The following is a 1,778-nucleotide window of genomic DNA, read 5'->3' on the forward strand; positions in this document are numbered from 1 at the left end:
CCCCCGACCACCCCGCCGGACACCGGCGGCAAGAAGATCGTGGGCTACTTCGCCGAGTGGGGCGTCTACGGCCGCAACTACCACGTGAAGAACATCCACACGAGTGGCTCGGCGTCGAAGTTGACCCACATCCTCTACGCCTTCGGCAACACCACCGGCGGCCGGTGCACGATCGGTGACAGCTACGCCGACTACGAGAAGGCGTACACCGCCGCGGAGAGCGTCGACGGCGTCGCCGACACCTGGGACCAGCCGCTGCGCGGCAGCTTCAACCAGCTGCGCAAGCTCAAGCAGATGTACCCGCACCTGAAGGTGATCTGGTCCTTCGGCGGCTGGACCTGGTCCGGCGGCTTCACCCAGGCCGCGCAGAACCCGACCGCGTTCGCGCAGAGCTGCTACGACCTGGTCGAGGACCCGCGCTGGGCGGACGTCTTCGACGGCATCGACGTCGACTGGGAGTACCCGAACGCCTGCGGGCTCACCTGCGACGCCAGCGGCCCGAACGCGTTCAAGAACGTCGTCTCCGCCCTGCGCACCCGGTTCGGCGCGAACGCCCTGGTCACCGCGGCGATCACCGCGGACGGCAGCAACGGCGGCAAGATCGACGCCACCGACTACGCGGGTGGCGCGCAGCACCTCAACTGGATCATGCCGATGACGTACGACTACTTCGGCGCCTTCAACCCGCAGGGCCCGACCGCCCCGCACTCGCCGCTGAACTCGTACCCCGGCATCCCCCAGCAGGGCTTCTGGTCCGACGCGGCGATCCAGAAGCTCAAGAGCAAGGGCATCCCGGCGAACAAGCTGCTGCTCGGCGTCGGCTTCTACGGCCGCGGCTGGACCGGTGTCACCCAGGCCGCCCCCGGCGGCAGCGCCACCGGCGCCGCCCCGGGCACCTACGAGGCGGGCATCGAGGACTACAAGGTCCTCAAGAACACCTGCCCGGCCACCGGCACCGTCGGCGGCACGGCGTACGCCAGGTGCGGAAGCAACTGGTGGAGCTACGACACCCCCACCACGATCAACGGAAAGATGACGTACGCGAACAACCAGGGCCTCGGTGGCGCGTTCTTCTGGGAGCTCTCCGGTGACACCGGCAACGGCGAGCTGATCGGCGCCATCAAGGGCGGTCTCGGCTGAGCCGACGGCCGACGCATCACCCACACGGCGGGGAGGGACGCACCGTTCCTCCCCGCCCGGCGTGTCGCGCCGGGGTGTCGCGGGGTACCCCTGTCCTCCGGGAAGGCGGATGTGACAGACTCGCCGCTCGGTACCGCTCGATTTCCGCGGCCGGGGGGAGGGCTTGATGGGTGTGACGCGCCTGAGGCTGGCGGGTGCCGCCCTCACGCTCGCGGTCCTGCCGTCCGCCCTCGCCGGTTGCGGCCTCGGCGGTGAACCGGAGGCGCCTCCGAAGCCCGACGACGGCCCGGTGCGGGAGGCCGCCACGAAGTCCCGGGAGCGGGTGCAGGCCTACCTCGACGCGGTGGTCGCCAAGGATGTGGACGCCGGGCGCGGCCAGCTCTGCGCGGTGATGCACGAGGCCTTCGACGCGGGGGCCACCGGCCCGAACGGCGACTTCGCCGACCACTTCACGGTGCCGGAGGCCGCGATCACCGACGTCCGGTCCGGCCCGCACGGCCAGGAGGTGGCCGTCTCCGTCACGGTCGCGGTCGGCTCGCGCAAGGTCGCCCGACCGCTGGTCTTCACCGTCACCCGGGACGGGGCCGACTGGTGCATCTCCGGGGAGGCGCCGGGAGCGGGCACCCCCAGCCCCGGCC

The 1,778-nt window shown here is 71.3% G+C and carries 2 protein-coding genes; both read left to right on the forward strand.

The window, feature by feature from the left end:
* Positions 1 to 1,140, forward strand: a 1,140-nt coding sequence (locus E1211_RS31940) for a glycoside hydrolase family 18 protein (RefSeq protein WP_132353948.1), incomplete at its 5' end; no start/stop codon positions are given.
* A gap of 166 nt (positions 1,141 to 1,306) precedes the next feature.
* A partial coding sequence (locus E1211_RS31945; RefSeq protein ID WP_243709802.1) for a hypothetical protein occupies positions 1,307 to 1,778 on the forward strand: 472 nt, incomplete at its 3' end.

Origin of the sequence: Micromonospora sp. 15K316 (assembly GCF_004348525.1) — a bacterium.
Lineage (GTDB): Bacteria > Actinomycetota > Actinomycetes > Mycobacteriales > Micromonosporaceae > Micromonospora.